At 72.0% G+C, this 875-nt stretch carries 2 protein-coding genes; both read left to right on the plus strand.

The window, feature by feature from the left end; translation table 11 throughout:
- Positions 1 to 165 precede the first annotated feature (165 nt).
- Positions 166 to 564 carry a roadblock/LC7 domain-containing protein gene (locus tag J0695_RS39365; protein WP_206969648.1) on the plus strand — a complete coding sequence of 133 codons (399 nt, stop codon included), beginning with the start codon at positions 166 to 168 and terminating at the stop codon, positions 562 to 564.
- A partial coding sequence (locus J0695_RS39370; RefSeq protein WP_206969649.1) for a DUF742 domain-containing protein occupies positions 561 to 875 on the plus strand: 315 nt, incomplete at its 3' end. The genes J0695_RS39365 and J0695_RS39370, both read left to right, overlap by 4 nt.

Below are 875 nucleotides of genomic sequence, written 5' to 3' on the forward strand. Positions count from 1 at the left end.
CCGCAGCGCCGACTCCGAGTCCTCCACCACGGCGGCGGCCCGCTTCAGCACCTTCCGCCAGGCCGTACGCCCCAGTGCTGGTTCCAGCACCGGAACCAGCGCTGGTACCGGCACCGGCACCAGCGCCCCGCACCCCCCGCACCCGGAAGGCACAGGAACCCCCGAATGACCACCACCACCGACGAGAAGCTCAACTGGCTGCTGGAGAGCCTCCTGGAGCGCACCCCCGGCGCCCGTCACGCCCTCGTCCTCTCCCGTGACGGCCTCAAGCTCTGCCGCACCCCCGAGCTCTCCGTCGACCAGGCCGACCAGCTGGCCGCGATCTCCGCCGGGATCCAGTCGCTCTCCCACGGCGCCTCCGTCGAGTTCGGCGACGGCACCGGCGGGGTGCGGACCGCGATGGCCGAGTTCTACGGCGGCATCCTCTTCATCGTCGAGGCGGGCGACGGCGCCCATCTCGCCGTCGTCGCCGACGAGTCCGCCGACGTCGGCCTCATCGGCCACAACATGAGCGAACTCGTCGAACAGCTCGGCGACCATCTCGCCGCGGAGCCCCGCGCATGACTGCGCCCCGCCCGCGCTTCGGCCGCAACGACAGCCCGGACCGGCTCTACACGGTCACGAACGGCCGCAGCCGCTCCAACGCCGTCGACACCTTCGACCTCGTCACGCTGATCGTCGGTGAGTGCGATCCGGCCCCCGGCATGCAGTCGGAGCACGCCACGATCCTGCGCCTCTGCGAACGCCCCACCGCGGTCGTGGAGATCGCGGCCCATCTCCAGCTGCCGGTATCCATCACCCGGATCCTGCTCTGCGATCTGCTCGACACGGGCCGGATCAGTGCCCGCCACCCGCGCACCGCCCGCGCCGCCGAC

This window comes from Streptomyces beijiangensis (genome assembly GCF_017315755.1).
Lineage (GTDB): Bacteria > Actinomycetota > Actinomycetes > Streptomycetales > Streptomycetaceae > Streptomyces > Streptomyces beijiangensis.